Source organism: Pseudomonas paraversuta (assembly GCF_904063065.1).
GTDB classification, from domain to species: domain Bacteria; phylum Pseudomonadota; class Gammaproteobacteria; order Pseudomonadales; family Pseudomonadaceae; genus Aquipseudomonas; species Aquipseudomonas paraversuta.
Genome location: NZ_CAJFCL010000004.1, coordinates 16,606 through 40,639, shown reverse-complemented (window position 1 = coordinate 40,639; position 24,034 = coordinate 16,606). Strand labels below are relative to the sequence as shown.

The 24,034-nt window shown below is 58.8% G+C and carries 24 protein-coding genes; 13 read left to right on the top strand and 11 right to left on the bottom strand.

Annotation, left to right across the window (positions count from 1 at the left end):
* The first annotated feature begins 21 nt into the window (after positions 1-21).
* The 7 genes from JQ845_RS09135 to JQ845_RS09105 are packed head-to-tail and all read left to right on the top strand — an operon-like array spanning position 22 to position 6,486.
* A complete protein-coding gene (locus JQ845_RS09135) occupies positions 22-1,248 on the top strand; it encodes a type II and III secretion system protein family protein (protein ID WP_003439253.1) in 1,227 nt (408 codons plus the stop codon).
* Positions 1,245-2,444, top strand: a complete 1,200-nt coding sequence (locus tag JQ845_RS09130) for a pilus assembly protein CpaE (protein WP_003439255.1) — start codon at positions 1,245-1,247, stop codon at positions 2,442-2,444. The genes JQ845_RS09135 and JQ845_RS09130 overlap by 4 nt, the downstream gene beginning before the upstream one ends.
* On the top strand, positions 2,441-3,715 hold the full coding sequence (locus JQ845_RS09125; RefSeq protein WP_003439258.1) for a CpaF family protein: 1,275 nt from the start codon (positions 2,441-2,443) through the stop codon (positions 3,713-3,715). Before JQ845_RS09130 ends, JQ845_RS09125 begins: the two co-directional genes overlap by 4 nt.
* A gap of 9 nt (positions 3,716-3,724) precedes the next feature.
* Positions 3,725-4,609, top strand: a complete 885-nt coding sequence (locus tag JQ845_RS09120; protein WP_003439260.1) for a type II secretion system F family protein — start codon at positions 3,725-3,727, stop codon at positions 4,607-4,609.
* Between the two features lies 1 nt (position 4,610).
* On the top strand, positions 4,611-5,495 hold the full coding sequence (locus JQ845_RS09115; protein ID WP_203008918.1) for a type II secretion system F family protein: 885 nt from the start codon (positions 4,611-4,613) through the stop codon (positions 5,493-5,495).
* Between the two features lie 14 nt (positions 5,496-5,509).
* A complete protein-coding gene (locus JQ845_RS09110) occupies positions 5,510-6,202 on the top strand; it encodes a tetratricopeptide repeat protein (RefSeq protein WP_127195757.1) in 693 nt (230 codons plus the stop codon).
* 17 nt (positions 6,203-6,219) lie between these two features.
* The gene (locus JQ845_RS09105) at positions 6,220-6,486 is read left to right on the top strand and encodes a DUF3613 domain-containing protein (protein WP_003439272.1); all 267 of its coding nucleotides are present in this window, start codon (positions 6,220-6,222) and stop codon (positions 6,484-6,486) included.
* A gap of 63 nt (positions 6,487-6,549) precedes the next feature.
* Here JQ845_RS09105 and JQ845_RS09100 read toward each other — a convergent pair whose 3' ends face one another.
* Both JQ845_RS09100 and JQ845_RS09095 read right to left on the bottom strand, forming a co-directional pair.
* Positions 6,550-7,338 carry a response regulator transcription factor gene (locus JQ845_RS09100; RefSeq protein ID WP_203008997.1) on the bottom strand — a complete coding sequence of 263 codons (789 nt, stop codon included), beginning with the start codon at positions 7,336-7,338 and terminating at the stop codon, positions 6,550-6,552.
* A 108-nt stretch (positions 7,339-7,446) separates the two neighbouring features.
* Positions 7,447-7,929: a prepilin peptidase gene (locus tag JQ845_RS09095; protein ID WP_203008917.1), complete on the bottom strand. Its 483-nt coding sequence runs from the start codon at positions 7,927-7,929 to the stop codon at positions 7,447-7,449.
* 70 nt (positions 7,930-7,999) lie between these two features.
* On the opposite strand from JQ845_RS09095, the gene JQ845_RS09090 reads away from it, so the two are divergent.
* Both JQ845_RS09090 and JQ845_RS09085 read left to right on the top strand, forming a co-directional pair.
* The gene (locus JQ845_RS09090) at positions 8,000-8,443 is read left to right on the top strand and encodes a TadE/TadG family type IV pilus assembly protein (RefSeq protein WP_010656221.1); all 444 of its coding nucleotides are present in this window, start codon (positions 8,000-8,002) and stop codon (positions 8,441-8,443) included.
* The gene (locus tag JQ845_RS09085) at positions 8,440-11,196 is read left to right on the top strand and encodes a PAS domain-containing sensor histidine kinase (RefSeq protein ID WP_203008916.1); all 2,757 of its coding nucleotides are present in this window, start codon (positions 8,440-8,442) and stop codon (positions 11,194-11,196) included. Before JQ845_RS09090 ends, JQ845_RS09085 begins: the two co-directional genes overlap by 4 nt.
* A 95-nt stretch (positions 11,197-11,291) precedes the next feature.
* On the opposite strand, the gene JQ845_RS09080 is transcribed toward JQ845_RS09085, so the two are convergent.
* The 7 genes from JQ845_RS09080 to JQ845_RS09050 form a co-directional block, all read right to left on the bottom strand.
* The gene (locus JQ845_RS09080) at positions 11,292-13,277 is read right to left on the bottom strand and encodes a pilus assembly protein TadG-related protein (protein WP_203008996.1); all 1,986 of its coding nucleotides are present in this window, start codon (positions 13,275-13,277) and stop codon (positions 11,292-11,294) included.
* A gap of 241 nt (positions 13,278-13,518) precedes the next feature.
* Complete coding sequence (locus JQ845_RS09075; RefSeq protein ID WP_003439285.1) at positions 13,519-14,103, bottom strand: DUF4136 domain-containing protein; 585 nt, start codon at positions 14,101-14,103, stop codon at positions 13,519-13,521.
* A gap of 28 nt (positions 14,104-14,131) precedes the next feature.
* Complete coding sequence (locus JQ845_RS09070; RefSeq protein ID WP_003439287.1) at positions 14,132-14,746, bottom strand: DUF4136 domain-containing protein; 615 nt, start codon at positions 14,744-14,746, stop codon at positions 14,132-14,134.
* Positions 14,747-14,768: 22 nt separating this feature from the next.
* Positions 14,769-15,518 (bottom strand): methyltransferase, encoded by a 750-nt coding sequence (locus JQ845_RS09065; RefSeq protein ID WP_003439288.1) that lies wholly within the window; start codon positions 15,516-15,518, stop codon positions 14,769-14,771.
* On the bottom strand, positions 15,515-15,820 hold the full coding sequence (locus JQ845_RS09060) for a MazG-like family protein (protein WP_003439290.1): 306 nt from the start codon (positions 15,818-15,820) through the stop codon (positions 15,515-15,517). The genes JQ845_RS09065 and JQ845_RS09060 overlap by 4 nt, the downstream gene beginning before the upstream one ends.
* A gap of 96 nt (positions 15,821-15,916) precedes the next feature.
* Positions 15,917-16,771 (bottom strand): MaoC family dehydratase, encoded by an 855-nt coding sequence (locus tag JQ845_RS09055; RefSeq protein ID WP_203008915.1) that lies wholly within the window; start codon positions 16,769-16,771, stop codon positions 15,917-15,919.
* Positions 16,772-16,774: 3 nt separating this feature from the next.
* Positions 16,775-18,127, bottom strand: a complete 1,353-nt coding sequence (locus JQ845_RS09050) for a 3-oxoacyl-ACP reductase (RefSeq protein ID WP_203008914.1) — start codon at positions 18,125-18,127, stop codon at positions 16,775-16,777.
* 122 nt (positions 18,128-18,249) lie between these two features.
* Between JQ845_RS09050 and JQ845_RS09045 the strand changes: the two genes are divergently transcribed.
* Positions 18,250-19,524, top strand: coding sequence for an acetyl-CoA C-acetyltransferase (locus tag JQ845_RS09045; RefSeq protein WP_003439295.1), 1,275 nt, complete (start codon positions 18,250-18,252; stop codon positions 19,522-19,524).
* Between the two features lie 48 nt (positions 19,525-19,572).
* Here JQ845_RS09045 and JQ845_RS09040 read toward each other — a convergent pair whose 3' ends face one another.
* Positions 19,573-20,601: a bile acid:sodium symporter family protein gene (locus JQ845_RS09040; RefSeq protein ID WP_010656215.1), complete on the bottom strand. Its 1,029-nt coding sequence runs from the start codon at positions 20,599-20,601 to the stop codon at positions 19,573-19,575.
* 82 nt (positions 20,602-20,683) lie between these two features.
* Between JQ845_RS09040 and JQ845_RS09035 the strand changes: the two genes are divergently transcribed.
* Both JQ845_RS09035 and JQ845_RS09030 read left to right on the top strand, forming a co-directional pair.
* The gene (locus JQ845_RS09035; RefSeq protein WP_003439300.1) at positions 20,684-21,475 is read left to right on the top strand and encodes an AraC family transcriptional regulator; all 792 of its coding nucleotides are present in this window, start codon (positions 20,684-20,686) and stop codon (positions 21,473-21,475) included.
* A 270-nt stretch (positions 21,476-21,745) separates the two neighbouring features.
* On the top strand, positions 21,746-22,639 hold the full coding sequence (locus JQ845_RS09030; protein WP_003439301.1) for a PA4780 family RIO1-like protein kinase: 894 nt from the start codon (positions 21,746-21,748) through the stop codon (positions 22,637-22,639).
* A gap of 86 nt (positions 22,640-22,725) precedes the next feature.
* On the opposite strand, the gene JQ845_RS09025 is transcribed toward JQ845_RS09030, so the two are convergent.
* The gene (locus JQ845_RS09025) at positions 22,726-23,589 is read right to left on the bottom strand and encodes an MBL fold metallo-hydrolase (RefSeq protein ID WP_003439302.1); all 864 of its coding nucleotides are present in this window, start codon (positions 23,587-23,589) and stop codon (positions 22,726-22,728) included.
* A 92-nt stretch (positions 23,590-23,681) separates the two neighbouring features.
* Here JQ845_RS09025 and JQ845_RS09020 point away from each other — a divergent pair, with 92 nt between their 5' ends.
* Positions 23,682-24,011, top strand: a complete 330-nt coding sequence (locus JQ845_RS09020; RefSeq protein WP_003439303.1) for an ArsR/SmtB family transcription factor — start codon at positions 23,682-23,684, stop codon at positions 24,009-24,011.
* The last annotated feature ends 23 nt before the right edge of the window (positions 24,012-24,034 follow it).

The following is a 24,034-nucleotide window of genomic DNA, read 5'->3' as shown; positions in this document are numbered from 1 at the left end:
GATCTGCAAGGGAAGCCCAGCATGAGATACCGTTGCGTTCCGCTGTACAAACGAGCTTTCTGGACGCTGATCTTAAGCAGCCTGCCATTTGAAATGGCACTGGCTGCTTCAAATAATTGCGCTGCACTCGGCCAGTTACCCTCGGTACTGGAAGTGGCCCAGGGGGCCCAGCAAGCGCTGGACTCGCCGGTCAGTATTACCCGTATTGCGGTAGGTGACCCGGCCGTGGCTGATGTGCTCGCCAATGGCAGCAACGCCTTTTTGCTCACCGGTGTTGCGCCGGGAACCACCAGCCTGATGGTCTGGACCGCCTGCTCCAAGGCGCCGCGTCAGAGCATGGTGTTCGTCAAGGGCAAAGCCGCCACCGGCTATACCAGCGCTTCGTTGCCGCCTTCGGCAGATCCGACCCTGCCCAGCCAGGTACAGACCGATATTCGCTTTGTCGAAGTCAATCGCACCAAAATGCAGGAAGCCAGCACCCAGATCTTTGGCATGGGTAAAGACTTTTTGTTTGGCTCGCCCGGTTCGTTTATCTCCAGTGCGGAAAACATCATTACCGGCGGCCCGGTGGCTAACGGCAAGTATTTCAACATCGGCTTCGGCGGTGGCCGGGTCAAGGCGATGATTAACGCGCTGGAGGGCAGCGGTTTTGCCTACACCCTGGCGCGTCCGAGCCTGGTGGCGTTAAGCGGCCAGAGTGCAACCTTCCTCGCGGGTGGCGAAGTGCCTATCCCGGTCCCGAGCAGCGGCAGCGACAACGTGTCGATTGAGTACAAGGAATTCGGTATCCGCCTGACGCTGACCCCGACCGTGGTCGGACGTGACCGCATCATGCTCAAAGTCGCACCCGAAGTGAGTGAGCTGGACTACACCAATGCGGTGAATATCGCCGGCACATTAGTACCGGGTCTTAACGTTCGCCGTACCGACACCAGTATTTCCCTGGCCGATGGCGAGAGCTTTGTGATCAGCGGCCTGATCAGTTCGCGTAACAGTGCCCAGGTGAACAAATTCCCGGGGCTGGGGGATATCCCCATCCTGGGTGCATTTTTCCGCGACTCCAACACCAGCAGTGAAGAAAAGGAACTGTTGATGATTGTGACCCCGCATCTGGTCCAGCCGCTTGCCGTGAATGCGCAATTGCCAGCCATGCCCGGCGAAAAACTGCGTAACTACGACCCTAACTGGTACCGCCTGTATTTCCTTGAGAACGGTAAATTCAATACCCGTAGCGGGTTGTCACAATGAGCCAAAGCCTGAGCCAGACCTTTCTCGCGCTGACGCGCAGCAATACCGATCTTGAATGGCTGCAGGGCGCCCTGGCGCCACTTGGCCAGGTCGTGGGCGCAGGCACCAGCAGTCTCGATGAGTTGCTGGCATTGATTGATGTCACTTTCGCCGGCCTGGTTTTTGTAGGACTGGACCGCGAGAAAGTCGTGTCTCAGTGCGCCTTGATCGAGGGCCTGCTGGAAGCCAAGCCGATGCTGGCCGTGGTTGCCCTGGGCGATGGCATGGATAACCAGCTGGTGCTCAATGCCATGCGTGCCGGGGCGCGGGACTTTGTTGCCTACGGTTCGCGCTCCAGTGAAGTGGCCGGGCTGGTACGGCGCTTGAGCAAGCGCTTGCCGCCAGTCACTCCGAACACGGAGCTTGGGGGGCTGACCGTACTGTTCAGTGCCCAATGCAATGCCGACGGTGCATTGCTCGCCTGCCACCTGGGGCTGGTGGTGCAAAAGCATGATCAAAAAACCCTGTTCCTCGATCTGGGGGTGCCCCGTGGCGATGGCCTGACGCAGTTGAGCCTTGAGAGCTCGTTTTTCTTTGGGGATGCCCTGCGTCATCTACGCCGCCTGGACAGCACCTTGATCGACAGTGCATTTACCAAAACGCCGGAAGGCTTGCGAATCCTGGTACACAGCGACAACGACGAGCCTCTGGAGCAGACCAGCGCCGCCGAGTTGTATATGTTGCTCAGTGCCTTGCGGCAGCACTTCCAGCATATCGTGGTCAATCTGACGGGCCAGCCTGATAGCGAAGCACTGCGCACCTTTGTCAGCCATTGCGACAAGTTGCTGTTTTACACCGATCAAAACGTACTCGATTGCCGGCGTAACCTGGAGGTACTGGGTGTCTGGCGCACCAAGGGCATGAAGCTCGAACACGCGGGGTTACTGGTCGACCGCTATATGCGTGGCGTGGCTCCCGATGCCGATGCACTGGCCAAAAGCTTTGGCTTGCCAGTACTGGCTACATTACCGGCGAGTCCCGAATTACGGATCAATGCGAAAAACCAGGGCATCACTCTGTTTGAGCTGGGCCCGCGGGAAGCCCTGAGCCAGGGTCTGCAAAAACTCGGTGAGCGGCTGGCCAGGCGTTCGCAACTGCCGGGGAAGTCACCGGCCAAATCCGCTAGTTGGCTCAACCGCCTGTGGGGGCCGAAATGACCGGGGAACAGTTGTTCGGCTCGGGCCTGTACAAGGACGGGCGTGCGGACCATGACGGTCTGAAGCTGGTACTGCATCGCTATATCATTGATGCCATCGAGGAGACCGGGAAGAACCTGCTGGAAGATTCACGCCAGGTCCTGTCGCAGTTTGTCACCGAGCGGGTCGCTGAATACGTGTTGCGCCTGCATCTGGCCATTTCCCGTTACGAGATGGAACGCCTGGCTGAAGAAATCGTCGACGAACTGACCGGTTTCGGTCCCCTGGAAGTGCTGCTGCGCGACCCGGCGGTGACCGAGATTCTGGTCAACGGACCGCACCGGGTGTTTGTCGAACGCGAGGGGTTGCTCAGTCAAAGTGATCTGCGCTTTATCGACGATCATCACGTCGAGCGGGTGATGCAGCGCATTCTGGCGCCGCTGGGCCGGCGCCTTGACGAGTCCTCGCCGATGGTCGATGCGCGCATGCCTGACGGCAGCCGGGTCAACGCCATCATTCCGCCCATTGCTTTGGACGGTCCTTGCCTGTCGATCCGGAAATTTCGCAAGGACATGCTCAAAAGCAGCGACCTGGTGGCGATGCAGACCATTGATCAGCCGATCTACGAGTTTTTCCAGGAAGCGGTAGGCAAGCGCTGCAACATCTTGATCAGCGGCGGTACCGGCACCGGTAAAACCACGCTGCTCAATATTCTGAGCCAGTTGATCAACCCCCACGAACGTCTGGTCACCATCGAAGACGTGGCGGAACTGCAGCTCGGCCATCCCCATGTGGTGCGTCTTGAAACCCGGCCGCCAAATGCTGAAGGCCACGGTGAGGTCAAATCCAGCGACCTGATCCGCAACGCCCTGCGGATGCGCCCGGACCGCATCATCCTTGGCGAAATCCGGGGTGTTGAAGTGCTCGACGTACTGACCGCGATGAACACCGGCCACGACGGTTCCATGAGTACTGTGCACGCCAACACCGCACAAGATGCGTTGCTGCGCCTGGAAACCCTGGTGGGTCTCACAGGGCGTACGGTGGCGGAAAAAACCTTGCGTCAGATGATCTGTGCCGCGCTGGACGTGATCATTCAACTGACCCGCATGCCGGATGGCCGGCGCTGCGTCAGTGAGGTACTGGAAGTGGTCGGGGTACGTGACGATGTTTATGTCACCAACACCCTGTTCCGGCTGGATAAACGCACCGGTTTTGGCTTTATGCGCGAAGCCTTGAACCCGGCAGGTGACAAGTTGCGTCGTGACCCCATTTTGAATGCAAACGGCTGAGGCGCGCCCATGATCCCGGCCTTGATACTTTTTCTGATCAGCTTTTTGATGTTCGTGATGTCATTGACGCTGGTCTACCGCGCATTGCGAGACCCGGCAACCAACAGGGTGCTGGACCGCTTGGGTGAGGGCCAGCCGCGACCGCTGGAAACACCTCTGAGTGTGGCATGGCTGGACCGGGCCTTTTTGCAGGCCGGTATGGGCCGTCCTTCGGAACGTCTGGGGTTGTGGTTGGCGATATGGGGCGCTGTCGCAGTGTTGGCCGGGCTGATGGGCGGCTGGGTTTTTTTCCTCCTGTTGCTGCTGTTGCCGCCGTTGCTTTTAAAACTCTATGTCAGCTGGCGATACCACCGTCGGGTGCGGCGCATGGTCGAACAATTGCCGCAGTTACTTGATCACTGTGTGCGCAGCCTGAAGGCGGGCCGCACCTTGTCCGATGCGGTGCTGCACGCGATTGAGGCGTCGAATGATCCGCTTAAAAGCGCCATCAGCCGGGTGGCGCGCAACGTGCACCTGGGGGTGAGTCTGCCCGATGCGGTGGAGGATTTTGCCGAGCTGTATGAACGCAATGAATTTCGTATGTTTGCCCTCGGATTGAAGGTCAACCATCGCTACGGCGGCAGCGCCAGCGAGTTGCTGGAAAACCTGATTGTGCTGATTCGTGAGCGTGAACAAGGTGCCCGTAAACTCAAGGCCCTGACCGGGGAAACCCGCATCACGGCAGTGGTTCTGGCGGTGTTGCCACTGTTGGTGGGGGGCTACTTCATGATCACCAATCCCAGTTACCTGACCAAGGTGTGGCAGGATCCGAGCGGTCAGCACATGCTGCTCACCGCCTTTGCAATGCAGGCTATCGGTAGCCTGGGACTGTGGCGCATGGTGCGGAGCGTATGACATGGCCTTGCTGATTTGTTTGATTTTATTGATCGGCGCTCTGGGGCTGGTAATTAACCATGTGATCCAGGAGCGGCTGAGCCAGCAGCGGGTGATGCAGCGTCTGGAGGGTGACAGGACCGGTCCCGGCAAACTCAGCCTGTGGATGCGGGCAGTGGGCAGCAGCAAATTTGGCCAGCGCTCGGTTTCGATGGACAGCGAAACCCAGGTCCTGCTCAACCGCGTGGGCTGGCGCACCGCCAGCCAGCGGTCATTGTTTGCCGCGTTCCAGATCGGTACTCCGGTTGCCTTTGCCGGGCTGATCTTTCTGGGGCATGAATTGTTCTTTCCCGGTTCGGGAAATCTGATGCTTGTACTGCTGTTTGCGCTTGCCCTGGGGTATCTGATTCCCAAGCGAATGTTGGCCTACGTGGCGAAAAAGCGGCAGCAAGAAGTAGCGGTGGAGGTTTCAACCTTCATTCCGTTACTGCGCATCCTGTTTGAATCCGGCATGGCACTCGAGCAGGCGCTGCGGGTGTTGAGCCTGGAGGGGCGGCAATTGCTGCCGGTGCTTACTGCAGAGTTGCGGGTGATGCTGGCCAGGGTGGACTCGGGCCTGGAGTTGAGCCAGGAGCTCAACAAAACCGCAGCCTTGCTGGATGTGGACGAATTCAACGACACCTGCGTGATCCTGCAGCAATTGATTCAACAGGGCGGCGGGGCGATGAAATCGTTGCAGGCGCTTAAAGAGCTGCTCGATGACCGGCGCATGACGAGTCTGGAGGAATACATCTCGAAAATGTCGGCCAAGATGTCGGTGGTCATGATGGTGTTTCTGTTTCCGGCGCTGATGATTGTATTGGCCGGGCCGAGTTTGATGGCTATCGCAAGGGCCTTTACCTCTTGATCAGGAGTATGAGTATGAAAGCTGTCATTGCCGCGTGTGCGCTGCTGATGTTGGGCGGTTGTGCGACAGGGGGGCAGGGTAATTCGCCGTGGTCGAGTCTGACCGGCAGCAGTTGCGCCAAGTTGAGTGATGATCAGGAACTGTCGATGAGCCTGGCCGACGACATGGCCAAGGAGGGCAAGCTGCACGCCAGCCTGGCCAACCTGCAAGGTCTGCCGGAACGTTACGCCCAGGTGCAACTGCGCAAGGCCAGAATCTACCGGCAACTGGGTCGCAGTGAAGCCGAACCTTTGTATCGCGGGTTGCTGGGCTCCTGTCTGGCCGCCGAAGGTGAGCATGGCCTGGGTCAGCTGGCAGCAGGGCGGGGTGATAACGCGCTGGCGACCACTTATCTGGAGCGTGCGGCACGCATGGCACCGACCGATGACAAGGTGCGTAACGATCTGGGGGTGGTGTATCTCAATCAACTGCGCCTAGACGAAGCGCGCTTTGAGTTTTTGACTGCTCTGGAGCTCAAGCAGACGGATTCGCTGGCGGCGCTGAACCTGGTGACCTTGCTGATTTATCAGGATCAGTGGAACCAGGCCGCAGAACTTGCGAACCGTGCCGAATTGACCCCTGCGCAAGTGGGTGATGCCCAGGCCAGGGCGCAAGCCCTGAAAACCCAAGCCAAGACAGCCAGCAATCAAGTGGCTGCGATCAAATAATGCGTTGGAGGTGTGCCATGAGTCTTTATATTCGAGTCGGTGTGTTGTTGGCCGTGCTGCCGCTTGGCGCCTTTGCCATCGGGCCGGGACCTGTGTCCAGAGCCCAGCAGGACACCGAAAACTGGCTGCAGCTTCAGGTCAGTGGCCGGGCCCAGTCACCGATCCCCCAGACAGCCACCCCGCAAGAGCGTGAGCTCAGCCTGCAGCGCTGGCTGGACAGCTACACCCACCCTATTCCTGAGTACTACAAACAGGATGAGGGCGGTAGCGGGAAGTCGGATTGATCAATGTGGTTCAGGCCCCTGTTCCATCCAGTGCGGGACAGGGGGCATAGCCTGGATAACTGATCAGCCGTCAACCATCTGCCGATGGTGTTGGCCGGAGGAGTTGGGGGACAGGGCAAGGGCCAGTTGGGTGCGGTTGTTCATGTGGGTCAGGCGCAGCACTTGCGACACGTAGAGTTTTACGGTGTTTTCGGTAATGCCCAGATCACAGGCGATCTGGTAGTTGGTCTGGCCTTTGCTCACCAGCTTGGCAACGTCCAGTTGGCGTGGCGACAGCTGTTTGAAAATGGAGGGGATCTGAAGCCCGGAACTGTCGCCCGAAGATGAAGAGGTTATTTGGGAGGGGCGGCGAGCTGCCGCCATATCTTGATAGAGGTCGTCGATGGACTCGGCCAGATATTGCAACTTCTGGTTCAGATGCCCCAACTGGTAACTCTTGTGCTGTTCGCGAAGAATTTCTTCCTGACGCTGAATACCTTCAAGTAACTCACTTAGATCGACGGGCTTTTGATAGTAATCGGCGATGCCAATACGCAGCGCTTTGATCACGTCTTTTTTATCTGAACGACCAGTCAATAAAATGCTTTCAAAGGCGCGCTGTTTTCCGGCAACTTTTTGCAAGTGTTGAGTGAGTTCGATTCCATCCATGTCGGGCATGTGCAAGTCGCACAGCACCAGGTTGATATTCGAGTCGGCGGTGAAAGCACTTATGGCATCACGACTGGATTGGCAAGGTACGCAACCATAGCCGCTGCTTTCCAGGAACTCGCATAGCTCTTCGATAATTAATGGTTCATCATCGACGACGAGTATTTTTATTTTGAACGTTGGTGTTTTCACACGGTTCTCCATCCTGGTAAACCAATCATGGACATCTTGCATCGACATCTTGGGCACCCGCTTGAGGTGTCTGGTTTAAACGTAGACCTACTTTACGACTATGTACAAGGTGTTAATCCCTCAAACTGACGATGGCAGTAACATCACTGTCAGGGTGAAACCACCTAACAAGAAGGGTGCGTACGGAAGTTTTTTTGACAGTGCGGTTTTGTCGTTATTGGCGTCTGACTTAAATCGTTGATTCACAACAGGCAGAATTTTTGACGCTACCAGCCACCACAGGGCAGTACATAAACTGGCGCCGATCACGGTGCCTAAAATTGTCAGACGATCGGTTGCCAGTGCCAGGGCAATCAGCAGCTTTACATCACCGGCGCCCAGCTTGTTCAGGGCATAGCCGGGAAGTGTCAGTAACAAAGCGATCAATAGCGCCCAGCCGCCTTCACCGGCGCTGGCGCCAAGCCAGGTGCTACCCGTCCAGAGCAGATACAACAACGCCAGCGCCGCACCCCCAAAGGTCAGGATATTGGCAATCTGGCGCTGGATAAGGTCTTGGGTGGCGCAGGCTAAGAACCAAACAAACACAACGGATAAATGGATCACGTAATTAACATCCCTTTTTACCAATGATTCTATGATGATATTACTTTAGATTGACAGGGTGGACGCAGTCATGAAAACAGGCCTTCCTAAAAAACAAAAAGGCGCCGCTGCCATTGAGTTCGCGCTGGTATTTGTTGTTTTTTTTGCGGTGCTTTATGGCGTACTAAGTTACAGCTTGCCGTTGTTGCTGATGCAGTCATTCAATAACGCCACCGCCGAGGCGGTGCGCCGCAGTGTGGCGGTCGATCCTTCGCTGACGGCGGCGACTTATAAATCCACGGTTGAGGCATTGGCCACCAGCGTGCTGAACGACAAACTGAGCTGGGTCCCTAAAACCGTGGCTACGAGCCTGGTCAAAACTGCAACTTATGACGCCACCAAAGGGGTACTGACTGCGACTGTCAGTCTGCCGTCCGTTGCGTTGCGCAGCATCATGCCGGTACTTAAATTTGGAACTATTACCGTACCTGATCTGCCGAGCTCCTTGACGGTGACATCGAGTATGAAATTTTGATTCACGGTGAACGATTCTTCGGGCGCCTGCTCGGCGGCTTCGGCGAGCAGGCGCCCGAATCCCCAGGCCTGCAGTGGCGAACCGATGCGGGCATACAACTGGTGCTCGATCCGCAGGGGCGGGTGATTGACGCCCATGGTCTGCAGCGCTTTGGCCTGGGGCTGGCTACAGGTGAAGGAACGCCGCGTCTGTTGCTGGACTATCTGGTGCCGGGCAGCACCCAGGCCCTTGAAGGTGTGCCGGCGGACTGGGCCGGGCACAGCCTTGATCTGGACTTTCAAGGGCCGGGCCTGAACGTGCTGAGCACCCGGGGCTGGGTGCAGCCCCAGGGCGATCACTGGCTGTTGCAGTTGCTGGATATCAGCGATTTACGGCGCCACAGTCAGCAAGCCGGCAACCGCGAACAATGCATGCAACTGGCCCTCAGCATCACTCAGCAGCTGCGCCAGTGCAGCGCTGCCCGCCTGCCTGAAGTGATCCATGAAGCCCTGCGGTGTGTGGCCCAGCAGTGGCGTGTGCCCTGCGTGGCGCTGGCCGTGCGCAGTGATACCGCCCTCGGCTGGCGTCTTTACAGTGCTTACCACGCTTTTGATGCGCCGCTGTTGTGGACGTCCGGGCAGACCGTTGGCGAGGTTCTCGATGATCTTGACGCAACAGCGCCCCGGCACATAAATGCGGATCTTGAGAGGAGTCGTAGCCCTTTGCTCAACAGCCTGTTTGGCAATGCCGACGGTTTGTTGGTGCCATACCGTGATCAACGCGGGCAGTCTGTTTGGTTGCTGCTGGGTTTTTACCCGGAGGCGCAGCAGCGCCGGTTGATGAGCGACAGCGACTGGTTGCTGGTGTGTGCGGCGATGGCCGGGCCTTTGCAGGACCGTCTGCGCGATCAGCAGCACACTGCGCAACAGGAGCGCATGGTCGCGTTGCAAGAACTGCTGGGTACGGGCTGGTGGGAGTGGTTGCAGCCTTCCCGGCAGATTCAGCTGGCAGCACAATTGAGCGCCAGTCTGTTGCCCGAGCTGGAGCCTGCGGCATTGACCCGCGAGGCGTGGCTGGCGCTGTTTCACCCAGCGGACCGGGATGAAATCAGCAGCGGTTTCAATGCGCTGCTGGAGCACGGCAAAGCATTGCTGTTGTGCGCGCGGGTGCATCAACCCCAGGGCGGGCAGCCTGCGCGGTGGTACCGGATACAGGGCCAGGTGCTGGGGGCTGGCGCAGGTCGGCGCATAGTGGGTTACATGCTCGATATCAGCGACATTAAAAACCAGCAACTGCAAGCCGCTGCCGCCCATGCGCGACTGGACAACCTGATTGCCAGTTCGCCCGCGGTGATTTACGTACAGCGCTACGACGAAGGCGCCTTGCTCCCCGCTTTCTTCAGCGACAGCTTGCAGCCTTTGCTGGGCTGGAGTCTGGACGACTGCGCAGGCGGCGCCTTGATCGAGAAGATTCACCCCGACGACCGCGAGCAGTATTTTGAACGTACCCGCCAGCTGCTGCGCCAAGGCAGCAGCCGCAGCCGCTATCGCCTGCGCGACCGCAGTGGCGAGTATCACTGGTTGCTGGATGAGGCCAAACTATTACGCGATGACCTGGGGCTGCCCGTCGAGGCGGTGGGTTTATGGCTGGATATCACCGAGACCACCGAAGCGGCCGATCGGGTCAAGCACAGCGAGGAGCGTTACCGGATACTGGTCGAAGATTCCCCGGCGATGATTTGCCGCTACTTGCCGGACCTGACCCTGACTTTCGGCAACCGGCCACTGGCCACTTATCTGGAATGCACCCCGGAGCAATTGCCGGGGATCAGCCTGGGGGATTGGCTCTCATCGGAGCAGCGTCAGTTGTTTGCCCGGCGGATTGCCAGCTTGAGCCCGGAGTTTCCGGTCAGCACGGCTGAAATCAGCCTGCAACTGCCCGGGCGTGAACACGCGTGGTGGGTCTGGTCGGATCGCGGGGTGTTCGATGCCCAGGGCCAGTTGCTCGAAATCCAGGCGGTAGGTCGCGACAACACCGAAGTACGGCGCTCGCAACAGCAACTGACCCATGGCGCGAAGATGGCCACCCTCGGCGAAATGGCCACCGGCCTGGCCCATGAGATCAATCAGCCGCTGAATGTGATGCGCATGGCGATCGTCAACGTGCTCAAGCGCCTGGGTAACGGCGATGTGCAGATTGATTACCTGACGGAAAAACTCACCCGCATCGATTCGCAAATCCAGCGTGCTGCGCGGGTGGTGGACCATATGCGGGTGTTCGGCCGGCGCTCCGAAATCGAGCAGCAAGTATTCAACCCGGTGCAGGCACTGGAAGGCACTTTGGCCCTGCTGGGCGAAGGCCTGCGTAGCAAAGGGGTCGAAGTTCGCACTGAAGAGCTGGTGTGTAGCGTGCAGGTGCGCGGCCACGCTGATCAGCTGGAGCAAGTGCTGATCAACCTGCTGGTCAATGGGCGTGACGCCTTGTTGAGCAAACGCGAGACGGACCACGACTTCCAGCCCCTGATAACCCTGAGCGCCGAAGCAGACAGCAGCCATGTACGCCTTTGGGTCCAGGATAACGGCGACGGTATCGACCCGCGTTTGCTGGAGCGCATCTTCGAACCGTTCTTTACCACCAAGCCCGTCGGCATTGGCACTGGCCTGGGCTTGTCGGTGAGCTACGGCATTATCGACAACATGGGCGGGCGGTTGAGCGTGAGCAACAGCGCAACCGGGGCCCGGTTTTGCGTGGAGTTGCCGGTGTCAGAAGGCTAGAGGCCAGCCGCCGCTGACGAGGTGTGACAGAAGATGTGATGGGCTTGGTTGCCCATCGCAGCTTTGTTTCCCGTAGCGGCTACAGGTGTTGCGGGTCAGAGCACCAGTTGGGCGCGTCCGCCCTGGCCGCAGGAGAGGTTGGCGCCAATGTCGACCTTGTCGATGGTTATCCCCAGCACATTAAGGATGTTGTTTAAAAGCGGGTCGACAATCGGGCTAAGCAAAGTACCGATGATATTACTGATGGCCGTAATTAAACCGTTCAATATATTGCCGATACCCACGAGCAGATTGCCCAGGGCGCTGGTGCCTGTGGGTTTATAGACCGCCAGCTTTATACCTTGCAGCGTGGTTTTAAGCGTACCCACCAGATCTTTTGCTTCTACGGTGAAAAAAAGCGGCTCCTGTTTTACTTCGGGTGGTTGATTGTAAGTATGGGTCTGGTAGGGAGCGGTAAGGCTGCCAATACTGGTGTCTACCATTAGACCAATCCCGCCACCATAAAAAGGTACCCGGGTTTTAGGGTCGCATACTTTGAATAGAACCAGCCCCGAGCAGGTGACGGAACCAATATCAACGATGGGCAATGGCTTGATGGTGACATCGCCGGTTGAAGAGAAGGCATTGGTCATGTCAATACTTCCGAACTTGACCTTTACCAGGGCTGCATTGTTCGCGACAGTCAGGCTTTTTGTGGTCGTACTGGGGCATGAGTAATCAGTGACATAGGAGTTGGCGCTGGCGAGCTCAAGGATAATGTCGATCTTGGAGGCAGGAAGTACTTTGAGGTCGGTTTGCTTGCAAGGAAGTATCACCAGGCACAGGACCGACTCAAGGGTGGCAGCCAGATTGAGGCTTAGTAAACTGTTCAGCGTATTGGTCAGGGGGCCGACCAGGTTATTGAGAACGAACGCGACTGCCGGGGTATCGAGCACTGGCAGGCTGATGCTTACCCCCGCCCGCAGTTGTGCAGTACGCACGTAGATCCGGGACGCAGGATCGGTAGGGTTGGCCTTGGCCTTTGCCGGATCACCAATGGCTGAAAGCTGAGGTGGCTCGATGACTTTTAATTTCACCACGCCATTGATCACGCCCGGAACGTTCAGCGGGACGGTAGCCACTACGCCATTATTGATGTTGGCGAGCTGGACAAAAGCCTCTACTAACTGGAAGACATTCAAGTTGGTGTCCAGCCCCGCGCCACTTGTACCCGTTTGCAGTTTCAATATATCGGCCAGTTTGACCTGAATACTGCCCACCGCAGCTTTAAGTCCGAGGAGCCCGTCAACGGCCACACTGGTGGTATTGCCATTAAGCGTCAGCACTTTAATGGCCGTGTCGATAAGTTTTGTGAGTTGTATTTTAGTGTTCAAGACATCGGTATAACTGCCGGCATTGATGTTTAAATCAATGGCTAACTGATCCAGATAACTCAGCAAGTTGATCTTGCTGTCGACCAGACCTTGCCAGCCCGCAGCGCTTAGATTGAGCGAGCCTCCCAGCAGCCCGCCCCATAGTGCGTTAAGTACCTGGGATTTTGCAGAGTCAATGTTAACGGCAGTGCTGCGAATCGTAAGTTGAGCCAGTAACCCCTTTGGTGCAGCCCCCACTGCACTCGCAGTTAAATGGGTATCGAAATTAAACTTGCCCGTGGAAAACATGCTCCACAACCCGCCGGCGACACTGGTGGGGACGGTGGTGGTGGCGATAACGCGGATGGCCTCGGTTTGGCTGTTGTCTGCCTTGAAAGTGCGCAGGTTGTCGCTTCCCGTCACCAGGGTGCCGCAGGTGGTGCTTACTTGCTGAACAGCCCCGGGTATGAAGCTGTTGCGGGTTGCACTGTCCTTGGCGTAGGTCAGTGCGGTACCGGTCACGCACGAGCCTCCCCGGCTGATTGTCTCCAGCACCGCCATGTCCGCCACCCGTTGCAATTTGCGTTGCTCCAGGTAAAGCCGTCCGCTGTCGACCACCAACAACATGAAAATCAGCACCATGCCGAGGACGACTACGGCCATCAAGCCGATTGCGCCACGCTGCTGTCGGGGGCCAGAAAAACGGATACCACTTAGACGGGGAGACATCGAGCACTCCTGATACTGGAACATGGTCCAGCGCTAACTCTCCAAAGTTTACCGAGTGTAGCCAAAAAGTCGACGAAGCGCTGGCCAGTTGCCAGTTTTATATGAGTGATGTGAACAACTGTGCAAAAGTCATTGATATCTGAAGAGATAAAACGTGTAGCAGCTAACTTGCTCGCGAAAGTATTAATCCATTCTTACTTGTATACATCGCGAGCAAGTTATTAATGATACGCCTCAAACCTTACTTGGGCGGATAGTTGCCGAGAATTTTATTCACCGCTTCATGGATGGCAGCGCTGCGCTCGGCAGGGGTCGGGCTGTTGTCGACGATTTTTTCTGCGCTGCCACGCCATACCAGTCTGCCGTCTTTGGCATCGATCAAGTCGATTTGCAGGGTGCCCACCTGATAAACCACATTACGGGTTTCGTTGTACATCGGTGCGCCCCAGTAACCTTCCCACGGGCCACCGGCATAGCCCCAAGGTCCGCCCCATGGGCCGCCATAGCCGTAGTTGGTGACAATTTGTTCCTGGCGGTTGGCCACGATCAGATAGGTTTGCACCAGCAGGTCCGGCTTGTTGCCCGCCGTCACAGGGCGCAGGCCACGCTGGTCGAGGCCACTGCTCACGGCCTGCATGATCCGTTGCTCGGTCAGGTCGCTTTTTAGCATCAGGCTATTGGGCTGGTATTGCAGCGCCGGGTCTTTCCAGGCCCAGGTCTGAAACCTGGCAAAATCGACAGAAGGGTTGTAGTCGCTGGTGACCTGCATGGACTCGCAGGCGCTGAGCAGCAGGGCCAGGCCCAATAGTGCAATGCGACGTAGCATGATGATATCTCCGCTTCAACATTCAAACTTACTGAGGTGGGTAAGCCTGCACTGCCTTTTTCAGTGATTCGCGCAGGGCGTCACTACGTTCGCTCAGGCTGCCTTTGCTGCTGGTTTCTGCACTTGAACTCCATACGGGTTGACCGGTTTTGCCGTCGTAGAAATTGAGTCGCACCACCATGACTTCAACTTCGTAGGTGCGTACCACGGGGAACGAGTTGTACATCCCGTACTGATTGCCGTAACGGCCATAACTGTTGCCGTAACCGGCTCCATAACCATAGTCGTCCTGCACCTGACGCAGACGTTTTTCTGTATGTAAATCAGCGCTCACCCACAAGTCTGCCGGGCGACCCGGCTGGGCAGGGCGCAAGCCGCGCTGGTCGAGGGCATTATTCACCGCCTCGGCGATTTGTGCCGGGTCAGCCCAGGCCGTGCCGGCCGGCAGGCGGCCATTGAGCCAGGCCCAGCTTTGATAGCGCCCGTAATCCCGTGGCGGCGCAGGGTAGGCGCTCAAGTCCAGGGTGTTGGCTGTCTGGGCCGGAGCGGGCGGCATCGGCAGTGCACTCGGGGTATAAGGGTTCGGGCTCTGGCAAGCCACCAGCCCGAGGCTCAAGACAACTAAGGCGAAACGGCGATACATGTTGTTCTCCCGAACGGGCGGTTCAAACCGGGCGGCACACCCAATGCAGATAACGTCCCAACCCGGCAAAGGCTGGGTGGCGACGGTGGGCCAGCTCCATTTCTACCAGCGCTTGCAGCTCGGCGCGGGCCTGGAACTCCACGGGCATGTAGTCGTGAAATACCCGCACACCGCTTTGGGTTTCGACCTGCCACAAGCCTTCGAGCGCAGTGGCCAGTTCCCGTGGGTCCAGGGGTTGTTGCGGGGTTAGGCTTTGTTTTTCGCCGGCCATATCGTTCTTGCGCATTTTGCGGAAGTGGCCTTTGAGCAGGTTGCGATAGATCAGTGCGTCGCGGTTGTAGAACGCCAGCGACAGCCAGCCGTCCCTGGCCGTGAGCTGGTGCAGTACGGGCAGAATGGCGTGGGGTTCGGCCAGCCATTCCAGCACCGCATGACACAACACCAGGTCGTAAGGCTCGGTCAGCTGGCCCAGCAGCTCTTGCCACGGCGCCTGAATGAACGTGCCGTTCTGGCCCGCGTCGGCAAAGCGCTGGCGCGCACCTTCGAGCATGGGCGCTGCCGGCTCGGCCAGGGTTACGTCGTGCCCCTGCTGGGCCAGCCATAGCGACATATGGCCCAGCCCGGCGCCGATATCCAGCACGCGCAGGGGGCGGGCGGGCAGTGACTCTGTAAGGTCGGCCTGAAGTACGGCCAGACGAATGGCACCCTTGGCGCCACCGTAGATTTTTTCGGCGAAGCGGGTCGCCAGTTGATCGAAGTGACGGTCACTCATTTGCTGAAACGCCTTTCGCTGTCGGCCAGTTTGTTGCGCACCACTTCGTTCATGTCCAGTCCGAGTTCGCTGCACAGCAACAGCAAGTACAGCACGATGTCCCCCACCTCCTGCCCGGCGTGGGCCAGTTGGTCGGCGGGGAGCTGGCGCGATTGGTCTTCGCTCAGCCACTGAAAAATTTCCACCAGCTCGGCCATTTCAACACTGGCCGCCATGGCCAGGTTTTTCGGGCTGTGAAACTGTTTCCAGTGATTGTTATCGCGGATGCGGTGCAGGCGTTTGGTCAGTTCGTCGAGGTTCATCGAGGGTGTGCTCTCCAGAAGGCGCAAAGCTTGCGGCCGAACAGAAGTTGGCGCAAGTGAAAGGCGCTACTAGCCGGTGGCTATACCCTGTGGGCGCTAGCTGATCGGCCGCCAGTTGCCGGACATGTGCAGCAGATCGCCGTGGCCGTTGAGCTGGAAGTCGCCGCTGGAGCCCGCCGCGCTACTGAGCAGGATCACCTCACTGGGCAGACGTACCGGTTTTTTGAAGGCCACGCTGATCTCGACGTTGGCCTTGGGCAGGTGCGAGTCGAGGGCCGCCAGGGCCCGGGCCTCGAGCCACAAGCCATGGGCGATGGCACTGGGAAGGCCGAACAGTCTGGCGCTGGCGGCACTCAGGTGAATGGGGTTGTAGTCGCCCGAGACCCTGGCATAGCGGCGGCCGATATTGGCCGGGGCGAACCAGCGGGTCAGCTCGTTCATCGCCACCGGCTGCTGTGCACCGGGTTGAGCTACGTCGCCCGGCAGCTCGACGCCTTTGCACAGCAAGGTGCTGTCGGCCTCCCACAATGGCCCGATCAAGTCGTCAACCTGGGTGACCACATCGAAGGTGGCGCCCTTGGCGTGTTTTTGCAGGTTGTGGACAAATACCCCGATGCGCAATTGCGTTACCCCGCCCATCGGGCGCAACACGCGAATGCGATTGGTCAGGTGAATCAAGCCCAGCAGGGGGAAGGGAAAGCTCTTGTCGGTCAGCAACTGCATTTGCAGACCGAACGCCAGAACATGGGGATAGGTCGGCGGCAGCAGCGGCCCTGGCGCCAGTGCGCAGACGTCACGGAACGCGGCCAGCGGTTTGGCCTGGACCTCTACCCAGCAGCGCAAACCCTGTTCTGGCAGGGTGTTGCCGATGATTTTACGTTTGGCCGCCGCATGGGCGTACAGCGCGGGTAAATGCGGCGGGTTACCGAGATCCTGCCAATTCACGCTCATGGTTTATGCCCCCAGAATACTTTGACCGCATACCCGCAGCGCTTGCCCGCTGACGGCCCCCGAACCCGGCTGGCTGAGCCAGGCTACGGCTTCGGCAACGTCCTGGGGCAGGCCACCCTGGCCCAGCGAGCTCATGCGCCGGCCTGCTTCGCGCAGGGCAAACGGAATGTGGGCGGTCATTTGGGTTTCGATAAACCCCGGCGCCACGGCATTGATGCTGATGCCGCGCTCACTCAGCAGCGGCGCCCAGGCCTGCGCCAGGCCAATCAGCCCGGCTTTGCTGGCGGCGTAGTTGGTTTGGCCGCGATTGCCGGCAATGCCGCTGATGGAGGCGAGCAAAATGACCCGGCCGTTATCGCGCAGGGTGCCGCTGTCGAGCAGGGCTTTGGTCAGCACTTGCGGTGCGTTGAGGTTGACCGCGAGCACTGCGTCCCAGAATTCGGGGGTCATGTTGGCCAGGGTTTTGTCACGGGTGATGCCGGCGTTATGCACCACGATGTCGATGCCGTCCGGCAACTGCTGGATAAGTTGGGCGGCGGCGTCAGCGGCACATATATCCAGAGTGATACTGCGTCCGTCCAGGCGTGCAGCCAAGGCGTCGAGGTCAGTCTTGGCCGGTGGTACATCCAGCAGGATCACTTCGGCGCCGTCCCTGGCCAGGGTTTCGGCAATGGACGCGCCAATGCCACGGGCGGCGCCGGTGACCAGTGCCTTGCGTCCTGCCAGCGGCCGGGTCCAGTCCTGAACCCGGGTGGCGCAGGTGCCAAGGCGTATGACCTGACCGCTGACATAAGCACTTTTGGGTGACAGGAAGAACCGCAGGGCGCCTTCAAGCTGGTCTTCGGCACCCTGGCCGACATACAGCAGCTGCAAGGTGCCGCCGTTGCGCAACTCCTTGGCCAGTGAGCGACTGAAGCCTTCAAGGGCGCGCTGGGCACTGGCAGCGAATGGATCGCTCAATGTTTCAGGCGCCCGGCCCAAAATAAGCAGATGGGCACTGTGCTCAAGGCTGCGCAGCAAGGGCTGAAAGAACTCGCGCAACTGTTTGAGTTGGTCGGTGTGCAAGAGCTCGCTGGCGTCGAACACCACCGCCTTGAGTTTGGGGCCGGTACCTGGAATCCAGGGTGTGGCGACCAGGGGTTCAGGCCCGTAACTGAATACAGCGTCGGTCAGTTTGGCGGCAAAGCTGTTGACCTCTGCGGCCAGGCTACCGCCGCCAATCAAGAGCGGCCCCTCGATGGGGCGTAGCCGTCCAGCCTGCCAGCGTTCCAGTCGCACCGGTGACGGCAGCCCCAACGCGCCGACCAGACGCTGGCCGAGGGATGAGTTGACGAAGTCGATATAACGGTCTGACATGGAACACTCTCCGACAGATTGGGTTCAAAGGGTTGACCACAAACACGGGTGGGTCGTTCGTTATCAGCGATAAGACCTACGCTTGTTACGAACATTGACCGTAAGAGAATAGGGTGAATCGTATGAGTCTGCGTCGTGTAGCCATTATTGGCGGTAACCGAATCCCGTTTGCCCGTTCCAATGGGCCTTATGCGAATGCCAGTAATCAGGACATGCTGACCGCCGCTCTGGAAGGTCTGATCGAGCGGTACAGCTTGCACGGGCTACGGATGGGGGAGGTGGTGGCCGGGGCGGTGCTCAAGGATTCCCGCGACTTCAGCCTGACCCGCGAGTGCGTGCTGGGCTCCCGGCTGTCGCCGCAAACCCCGGCCTATGACGTACAGCAGGCCTGCGGCACGGGCCTTGAAGCTGCATTGCTGGTGGCCAATAAAATTGCCTTGGGGCAGATCGAATGCGCGATTGCCGGTGGCGTCGACACCACATCTGATGCGCCGATCGGCCTGAATGACGGGCTGCGTAAATGGCTGCTGCAGTTCAATCGCACCAAGGCACCTGTGGACAAGTTCAAAACCTTGCTGCAATTACGGCCGCACTTTTTGAAGCCCGAGTTTCCGCGTAACGGTGAACCGCGTACCGGGCTGTCGATGGGCCAGCACTGCGAGCTGATGGCGCAAACCTGGAACATCCCCCGCATCGAGCAGGATGAGCTGGCCCTGCACAGTCACCAGGCATTGACGGCGGCCTATCACGCGGGCTGGGAAGACGATTTGATTACGCCGTTTCTGGGCTTGAGCCGCGATAACAATCTGCGTCCGGACCTGACCCTGGAGAAGCTGGCGGCCCTTAAACCGGTATTCGAGCGAAGCGCCAAGGGCACGCTGACGGCCGGCAACTCAACACCGCTGACCGACGGCGCTTCTGTGGTGTTATTGGCCAGTGAAGAGTGGGCCCGGGCACGTGGTCTGCCGATTCTGGCGTATTTTCGCGACGGCGAAACGGCAGCGGTGGATTTTGTGCATGGCGCGGAGGGTTTGCTGATGGCCCCGGTGTATGCCGTCCCACGACTGCTGGCGCGCAATGGTCTGACATTGCAGGACTTTGACTACTACGAAATTCATGAGGCCTTTGCGGCACAGGTGCTCTGTACCCTGAAGGCCTGGGAAGACGCAGACTATTGCAAAACCCGGCTTGGCCTTGATGCCCCGCTGGGTTCTATTGATCGCAGCAAGCTCAACGTCAAGGGCAGTTCACTGGCAGCGGGGCATCCGTTTGCCGCGACGGGCGGACGGATCCTCACCAACATGTCCAAGCTGCTCGCCACCGCCGGCAAAGGCCGGGGCCTGATCTCGATTTGCGCCGCAGGCGGCCAGGGGGTGACGGCAATTATTGAGCGCTGAGCCGAACCCAGTGGAGCTGGCAAGCCAGCTCCCGGAGCATTGTGCAGGTTAGCGGGCGGGCGCGATGGCCTGGTTTTGAGCGGCGGCTTGTTCTCGGTTACGGGTGGCGTAGCTTTCAGCCATCACCGAGCAGACGATCAGTTGCAGCGGGTGGTAGATCATGATCGGCAGCAGAATCAGGCCCAGCCCCGGGTTGGCTCCAAAGATCAGCGCTGCCATGGGGGCGCCGGCGGCCAGGGATTTTTTGCTGGCGCAGAACACGGCGGCAATTTCATCTGCAGTGCTGAATTTCAGGGCCCGAGCGGTGCGGGTGGTCAGCCACAGGATAACTGCGAGCAATAGCGCACTGCCGGCCAGGGCGCTGAATATCACCGAAGTACCCTGTTGTTGCCACATGCCGGAGACCATCGAGTTGCAGAACGCGGCGTACACCAGCAGCAGAATCACCACTTTGTCGGCGATGTTGGTATAGCGCTTGTGGCGGGCGAAGAAGCGTCCAATCAGCGGGCGCAGTAGTTGGCCCAATACCAGTGGCAATAACAGCATGGCGCACAGATCGAGCAAGGTTGAGCCCAGATCGATCCCGCCGGCGCCGCTGCCGACCACAAAGCTGACCAGTAACGGGGTCAGGAATATCCCCAGAACGCTGGACAGGCTGGCATTGAGAATCGCTGCCGGCACGTTGCCGCCCGCGCTCCCGGTGAGTGCCACGGAGGATGAAATGGTCGAGGGCAACGCGCACAGGTAGAAGAACCCCAGCATCAGCAAGGGCGGGATATGGGCGCCCAACAGTTTGTTGGCCACCACCCAGATCAGCGGAAAGGCAATAAAGGTGAAGCCTTGCACCATGAAGTGCAGGCGAATGTTTTTCAGGCCGTGGCTGATCTGTTCACTGGACAGATTGACCCCGTGCAGGAAAAACACCAGGAACACGCCGATATTGATCACCCACTCGGCATGCATGGCGCCGCCGGTGCTGCCGAAATGGGGGAATACATAGGCCAGAAATGTCGCTAGCAGCATCCCGCACAGAAACCAGTCGGTGAACATTCGTTTGAGATGTTTGAGCACAGGCATTCCGGGCACCGCGATATTGTAAGAAATGATGACTTAGCCTAACGTCGGATTTATCTGACGTCTTGCGATATAAGGCCAACCAATGCCGCCAAACGGACAAGCTAGCGCCCAGCGTGCCATTCCGGTGCTCGATGTTTTGCCGCGGCCGCTGTATGCCCGTGCCGAAAGTCTGGGGGCAGGTTCGTGGACGCCGCGTCACCGGCATGACTGGGTGCAGTTTTCGTACGCGATCAGTGGCGTGCTGGGGGTGCACACGGATGAAGGCAGTTTCTTTGCCCCGCCGCAGTGGGGGATCTGGATACCGGCAGGGCTGGAGCATGAGGTAGTCACCTCGACCCGGGCTGAAATGCGCAGTCTGTATATACGCCGGCAGGATTGCCTGTGGGCGCCTGAGCATTGCCGGGTCCTGGAGGTAACGCCGCTGGCCCGGGAGTTGATCAAGCACTTCTGCGAGTTGCCGGTGGAGTACCCCGAAGGCGGCAGCCCCGAGCAGCGCCTGGTGCAGGTGTTGCTTGATCAACTGGCGGCCTTGAATCAGGTCGGCTTCTCGCTGCCATTGCCCCGGCATGTGCGGTTGCTGGGCCTGTGCAATGAGCTGATCGCATGCCCGGATGCCGAGGTCAGCCTGAGCCTGTGGGCTGAGCGCCTGGGAACTTCGCAGAAAACCCTGATGCGTTTGTTTGCCCGTGAAACCGGGATGAGTTTTCGCCGTTGGCGTCAGCGCATGCGTTTGCTGTCCTCGCTCAGGGTGCTGGAGGAGGGTGGCAGTGTGACGGGCGCCGCGTTGTCCTGTGGCTATGACTCGACGTCGGCCTTTATTGCTGCATTCAAAAAAATGTTCGGCTTTACCCCGGGCGAGTTGTTCAGGCATTGATTCGCCCGTTATGCGGGACGCTCCTGCAAAGGACAAAAGCGCTCCCGGCGGGGGCGGCATGACCGCTGGTTGGATTAGACGATGCTCTAAAGTTTGCGCTCGTCTATCATTCGGGACGGCTGGCGCAGGAAGCGACTTTCCGGATTTGTTGGCACATGGAGTGCACACAAGCGACTCTTAACACGGCCCCCCTCTCCCCGTGGTGAGTGGATTGCCGTATAACGAGTGACATTCGCGTGTTTGGTAATAAAGGACCCACAATAAAAGCTGATGAAGACTCCAAAACGCTTAGAACCCCTGATCGAAGACGGTCTGATCGACGAGGTGCTGCGCCCACTCATGAGTGGCAAAGAAGCAGCTGTGTACGTAGTCCGCTGCGGCAATGAGCTGCGATGCGCCAAGGTTTATAAGGAGGCTAACAAACGTAGTTTTCGCCAGGCCGCCGAATATCAGGAGGGTCGCAAGGTTCGCAACAGCCGTCAGGCCCGAGCGATGGCCAAGGGCTCGAAGTTCGGTCGTAAAGAAACCGAAGATGCCTGGCAGAATGCCGAAGTGGCAGCACTGTTCCGTTTGGCGGGTGCCGGAGTCCGGGTTCCCAAGCCGTACGACTTCCTGGAAGGCGTGCTGTTGATGGAGCTGGTGGCCGATGAGTACGGTGATGCTGCGCCGCGTCTGAATGACGTGGTGCTGGAGCCGGATCAGGCCCGCGAGTTCCACGGGTTTCTGATTCAACAGATAGTGCTGATGTTGTGCACCGGTCTGGTCCACGGTGACTTGTCGGAATTCAACGTATTGCTGACGCCTACCGGGCCGGTGATCATCGACCTGCCGCAAGCGGTCGATGCTGCGGGCAACAACCACGCGTTCAGCATGCTGGAGCGTGACGTGGGCAACATGGCTTCCTACTTCGGACGTTTTGCCCCGGAGCTCAAGACCACCAAGTACGCCAAGGAAATGTGGGCGCTTTACGAAGCGGCTACGTTGCACCCGGGCAGCGTGCTGACCGGTGAGTTTGACGAGCCGGACGAGCTGGCCGATGTTGGCGGTGTGATGCGCGAGATTGAAGCTGCGCGTCTGGACGAAGCGTTCCGTCAGGCCGTACGTGCTGCGGACGATGCGCCACCGAGCAAAGCCGAAGAGCCGCCTCCACCCTGGATGCAGTAATTCGATGAATAAAAAATCCGGCCCAGGCCGGATTTTTTATGGGCGCGGCCCAAACCCCGCCGGAGCGGATGAGGGGGCGGGCTGGTTTAGAACCGGTTCAGGGGAATCTTCAGACTGCACAAACCGCTGTCATCGGCGGGCGGCAGGTTACCGGCCCGAATGTTGATCTGAATGGCCGGAATCAAGAGTGCCGGAACCCCGAGCGTGGCGTCGCGGGCGGTACGCATGTCGACGAAACCCGCCAGATCAACGCTGTCGTTGACATGGATATTGCTGGCGCGCTGTTCGCCGACGGTGGTTGACCATGTGGCTTCGCGTCCTGCCGGCGGGTAGTCATGACACATGAATAGTCGGGTCTCTGGCGCCAGGGCCAGCAACCTCCTGATCGATTGATACAACTGTTGCGCATCGCCCCCGGGGAAGTCGCAGCGGGCGGTGCCGACATCGGGCATGAACAGGGTGTCGCCCACAAACAGGTTGCTGTGTTCTACCTGATAGGCCATGTCGGCCGGGGTGTGCCCCGGCACGTGCAGTGCCCGTACGTGCAGGCGGCCAATGCGGAACTCCTCATCGGGCTGGAACAAATGGTCGAACTGCGAACCGTCCAGTTTGAATGCCGGCTCAAGGTTGTAGATGTCACGGAACACACTCTGGACCTGGGTGATCGGCGCGCCGATGCCGATCCGGCCTCCCAGGGTACGCTTGAGGTAGGCGCTGGCAGACAGATGATCGGCATGGGCGTGAGTCTCCAGCAACCACTGCACCTTCAGGTCATGGGCCTGGACGAAGGCGGCGATCGTGTCGGCGCCTGTCGTGCTGATACGCCCGGCAGCGGCATCGTAGTCGAGTACCGGGTCAATGATTGCGCACTCGCCACCGTCAGCCTCATAGACCACGTAGCTCACGGTCGACGTTACGGCGTCGAAGAAACCTTGAATTTCGGTGTGCATGAAGGTCCTCCCATGGATCAGTAAATACTCAATATATTGAAACATATATTATCGGGTCGTAGACTGTCGATCATCACGTCCCGGAGCTTTCCATGTCTGCTCAGCTAACCAGCGAAGAAATCGGACTTCTGCGCGACTCTGCGTCCAAAGCCTGCACGCTACTCAAAGCCCTGGCCAACGAAGACCGGCTGCTGCTGCTTTGCCAATTGACCCAGGGCGAACGCAATGTCGGCGAGCTTGAGGCGCTGACGGGCATCAGGCAGCCAACGCTGTCGCAACAACTCGGGGTGTTGCGTGATGAAGGCATGGTCAATACCCGTCGCATGGGGAAGTATATTTTCTACTCGCTCGCCAGCTTCGAAGTGGTCTCGGTGATGCAAACCCTGTCAGGCTTGTACTGTGGGCAAGCGCTTAAAAAGTGACGGTTACTCACCTGCCTATTCCA